Raw genomic sequence first — 4547 nt, 5'->3', positions numbered from 1 at the left:
GTCCTTCGTGATAACAAACCTTACGTGCCTCATATAAAGTAATTTTCTAAGTTTGATTTAATCTAGCCTAAATTTTTTGCTCTTAATTTAGGTTTATTTGTTTTGCCCATTTTTACATAAGAATTTATGGCAGGTTCTGTCTAGGGTGTTTTTCCCTTGACGGGTTCTGACGGAAATTCTAAAATCACTAGGGCAAAATAAATTAAATTACATCTTGACATTTAATAGCTGGTCTATTAACTGCTCTTTATTTCTGCCAAAGAAATCCCGTACAGCCGCGCATCCAGAAAGATTAATGAGCATAATAATTGATATGATTACAAGTAAAATTTTATTTCTAGTTTTCATATTCCACCTCGCTATTTTATTGTAATTATTAGAGATATATGAAAAGATATAATTTATTATTTAATTGATATTATAGCATATATAATAATTGTTAAGTACAAAATAACGTATCTATTAAATCTTGACTTATTTGGACAATTACACATTAACTTAATAAAATGAGAATTATAATGATAGGAGGAGATATAAAAAAGCTGAAGATTTTATTATGAATATAAAATCTTTGTAGGTACTTTACACTATACTAGAACCATACGGGAGGAAAAAATGAACTATAATTTGGAATGCCAACTTTAATAGAAAAAAATAGCATTATTGAAAATGTTTTTCTATGCAAAAAATTAGATTTAGACTTTATAGAGTTAAATATGAATTTACCCTAAGGGAATAGGCCAATCTGCGGCTGTTGGAATAGGGGGAGACCCTATTAATGGAACGGATTTTATTGATGTATTGAAAGCTTTTAATGAAGATGACAATACTCATGCTGTTATTATGATAGGTGAAATAGGAGGTACAGCTGAAGAAGAGGCAGCTATATGGGTTAAAGAAAATATGAATAAGCCTGTTGTTGGGTTTATTAGTGGTCAAACTGCTCCAAAGGGAAAACGAATGGGACATGCAGGGGCAATTATATCCGGGGGTATGGGAACTGCTAAGGAAAAAATAAAAGTTATGACAGAATGTGGAATAAAAGTAGCGGAAACTCCAGCAGTAATAGGTGATACTATAATTAGTGTTCTGTAATAAAGAAGTATTGAGGTAAATAGTAAATATTTATAAGAACATCTTTTCCCATAAATTTATTTAATTTGTCCATTATTGCGTATTATGTTATCATTTTGGTATATAATACAAAAGAGGTGATAGTATGACAAAAGTAATTATATCTCCTAGTAAATATATTCAAGGCAATGGAGAACTTAAAAAATTATATGAACATATTAATTCATTAGGTAAAAAAGTTCTAGTGTTAGCTAGTGATAATGGCATAAAACGTACTAAGGATACTATTGAAGAAAGTTTTAAAGATAGTGATAGTGAATTAGTATTTGAACCTTTTAATGGGGAATGCTCTAAAAATGAGATAGATAGACTTGGAAAGGTACTAGAGAAAAATAATTGTGATGTAGTAGTAGGTGTTGGTGGTGGAAAGATATTTGATACAGCCAAAGCAGTAGCATATTATAATAATACTCCTGTAGTAATAGTACCTACTATAGCTTCAACAGATGCTCCTACTAGTGCATTATCTGTAATCTATACTGAAGAAGGAGAGTTCAGTGAATACTTATTGTTACCTAAAAATCCAGAAGTAGTTTTAGTAGATACTTCCATAGTATCAAAAGCTCCTGCAAGATTATTAGTTGCAGGTATAGGAGATGCATTAGCTACTTATTTCGAAGCAAGAGCATGTACTGCATCTAATGGAAATACTATGGCTGGTGGAAAAGCAACAAAGGCAGCTTTTGCTATTGCTAAATTATGCTACGAAACTCTTCTAAATGATGGATTAAAAGCAAAATTAGCAGTAGAAAGAAAGACAATTACAAAGGCAGTAGAAAATGTAGTAGAAGCTAATACTTATTTAAGTGGAATAGGTTTTGAAAGTTGTGGTTTAGCAGCTGCCCATGCTATTCACAATGGTTTTACTATACTTGAGGATGTTCATGATCTATATCATGGAGAGAAAGTTGCTTTTGGAACTATAGTACAGTTAGTATTAGAAAATAGTCCAATAGAAGAATTAGAAGAAGTAATTAATTTCTGTATAGAAGTAGGGCTTCCTGTAACTTTAGAGGAAATGGGAATTAATGAAGTAAAAGAAGAAGATATTATGAAAGTAGCCGAGGCTTCTTGTGTTGAAGGAGAAACTATTCATAATATGCCATTTGAGGTAAGTGCTGAAGACGTATATGCAGCTATATTAACTACAGATAGTTTAGGACGATTATATAGAGTAGAATAAGATTAATTTAATATATGAAAAAAGACCTAATTCAGTAAAAGTTACATTCTGAATTAGGTCTTTTTATTTATTTATGCTTTACCTCATTAGTTAAGTCTCCAGTTTCAATATAATTTTTAAAATTATTAAGGGTAACTTCTGCAATAGAATCCATAGCTTCTTTTGTAAAGAAAGCTTGATGTCCAGTAAGGATTACTTCCTTAAAAGAGAGAAGTTTCTCTAAAGTTTCATCTTTTTCTACTTCATTGGATTTATCTTCAAAGAAGTATTCACTCTCATGTTCACAAACATCTAAACCAACGCCAGCGAATTTATTAGCTTCTAAAGCATTTATTAAATCATCTGTATTTACTAATCCACCTCTTGCAGTATTAATTAAAATAACTCCATCTTTCATTTTAGAAATGCTCTCTGCATTAATAATATGTTTTGTTTCTTGCGTTAATGGAGCGTGCAGTGAAATTACATCGGATTTAGCTAATAGTTCATCGAAGGCAACATAGTTAATATTGCTATTTGTATCTGGGTAAATGTCATAGGCTATTATATTCATACCAAATCCAGTTAATATCTCAATCATTATCTTACCAATTTTACCAGTACCAATAATCCCTGCTGTCTTTTCTCTTAAGTCAGTACCTAAAAGACCATTTATACTGAAGTTAAAATTTTTAGTCCTATTATATCCTAGATGTATTTTTCTATTAACAGCTTGTAATAATCCTACTGCAAATTCGGCAACTGATGCTGGAGAATAGGCAGGGACTCTAAGAATTGGTATATTCAGTTTATTAGCCTTTTTAATATCTACATTGTCAAAACCAGCACATCTTAATAATATAACTTTTATCCCCAGATCTTTAAGGGTCTCAATTGCTTGAGCATCAACATTGTCGTTTACAAAACTACAAGTTGCATCATGGCCTTTAGCCAAGAAGGCTGTTTCTGAGGTTAGTTTTTCTTCAAAGAATGTAATACTGTACCCTATTTCTTTTGTTAAGGATTCAAAATTAATTTTATCATAAGGTTTAGTATCAAAAAATGCAATTTTCATTATTACCCCCCCTTTTTAATATATTACTATTAAGGAATTTATTATATCAAAATATAATAAAATAGGCCAATATACATTTAATATCATATTGGCCTAGTATTTACATACTAATCTATCCTATATTCTGTAATACCCCTTTTACATATACATCAATCAAGTTCCAATCTTCATCAATAATTAAAATATCTCCATCCTTACCTTTCTTGATAGATCCTTTCCTGTGATCCATACCTATATATTTAGTAGGATTTTCAGAAGCCATTTTCACTATATGATTAATTGGAGCATTAACATTTTTAACTGATTTTATAGAGCTAAGCTTTAATTTTTAAGCAAAAGCATACTTTCCGTTCATACTAGAAGATTTAATTTGTTCAGCAATAGTACTCAAATCCATATTATGCTCTCCTAATTTATTTTCGATTATACTTTTTATTGATACAGGTTTATAGTTATTATGTTCTACTGCCACATTATAATATTTACTAATTTGAAATTTTGAAGGTATTAACTTTCTATGGTGATGACCATGAATATTAAAAGTCTCTTTTGGAATATTTTTTACTGGTTTATGAGTTAGAATAAAATGATGTTCGTCTAAGAAAAATTCAATCTTATTATATATTTTAATTTTTTTAGTTTCTATCAACTTTTTTAATCTGAACTTGAAATCATGATTACCTTTAACTAGTATTTTTTCACCATTTAAATTTCTTAATAAGAACCTTGCAAAAAGTCTGCTACCTCCGTAAAAATCTCCTAATATTAATACTAAATCCCTTTCATCTACTTTGCTATTCCAATTATTTATTAATTGTCTATGCATTTCTGCAATGTTTCTAAAGGGTCTATTGAAAAATTTTACTGCAAACCAGTGTCCGAAATGGGTATCAGATATCAAATATATATCTTTCATTTTTTAATATAGCCCTCCCTAAAAATAATAATCATTATCAATTATAAATTAATTTATACTATACTTCAAGCTTTCCATAGACATATTATTTAACAATGTTCCAGATTGTTCACTATTTATATAATATATACTATTTCCAATGAGTTAGTGGAATGGTCTTGGCTGACTTATTGAACTACCACCACTTATAGAAGATGAGAGAATTCTTGCAAGTCTAGGTTAAAAGTATCAAGGGGTATAGCGTATATTATAGTTTCTTT

General features: G+C 29.7%; 5 protein-coding genes. 2 read left to right on the top strand and 3 right to left on the bottom strand.

What is annotated here, in order from left to right; translation table 11 throughout:
* The first annotated feature begins 720 nt into the window (after positions 1–720).
* On the top strand, positions 721–1095 hold the full coding sequence (locus tag VK071_03745; protein HLR34427.1) for a hypothetical protein: 375 nt from the start codon (positions 721–723) through the stop codon (positions 1093–1095).
* A gap of 124 nt (positions 1096–1219) precedes the next feature.
* Complete coding sequence (locus VK071_03740) at positions 1220–2317, top strand: glycerol dehydrogenase (GenBank protein ID HLR34426.1); 1098 nt, start codon at positions 1220–1222, stop codon at positions 2315–2317.
* A gap of 67 nt (positions 2318–2384) precedes the next feature.
* Here the strand turns inward: VK071_03740 and VK071_03735 are convergent, their stop codons facing one another.
* The 3 genes from VK071_03735 to VK071_03725 form a co-directional block, all read right to left on the bottom strand.
* A complete protein-coding gene (locus tag VK071_03735; GenBank protein ID HLR34425.1) occupies positions 2385–3371 on the bottom strand; it encodes a 2-hydroxyacid dehydrogenase in 987 nt (328 codons plus the stop codon).
* A gap of 112 nt (positions 3372–3483) precedes the next feature.
* The gene (locus VK071_03730; GenBank protein ID HLR34424.1) at positions 3484–3681 is read right to left on the bottom strand and encodes an amidohydrolase family protein; all 198 of its coding nucleotides are present in this window, start codon (positions 3679–3681) and stop codon (positions 3484–3486) included.
* An 18-nt stretch (positions 3682–3699) separates the two neighbouring features.
* Positions 3700–4287, bottom strand: coding sequence for a metallophosphoesterase (locus VK071_03725; GenBank protein ID HLR34423.1), 588 nt, complete (start codon positions 4285–4287; stop codon positions 3700–3702).
* Positions 4288–4547: the final 260 nt, after the last annotated feature.

The sequence above is a fragment of the Tissierellales bacterium genome, from assembly GCA_035301805.1.
Lineage (GTDB): Bacteria > Bacillota > Clostridia > Tissierellales > DATGTQ01 > DATGTQ01.
This window is presented reverse-complemented; position numbering and strand designations above follow the sequence as displayed.

Bases quoted from the DNA above. Each gene is read 5' to 3' on its own strand.
- VK071_03740 (HLR34426.1), top strand. From the start codon at position 1,220: ATGACAAAAGTAATTATATCTCCTAGTAAATATATTCAAGGCAATGGA.
- VK071_03735 (HLR34425.1), bottom strand. From the start codon at position 3,371: ATGAAAATTGCATTTTTTGATACTAAACCTTATGATAAAATTAATTTT.
- VK071_03725 (HLR34423.1), bottom strand. From the start codon at position 4,287: ATGAAAGATATATATTTGATATCTGATACCCATTTCGGACACTGGTTT.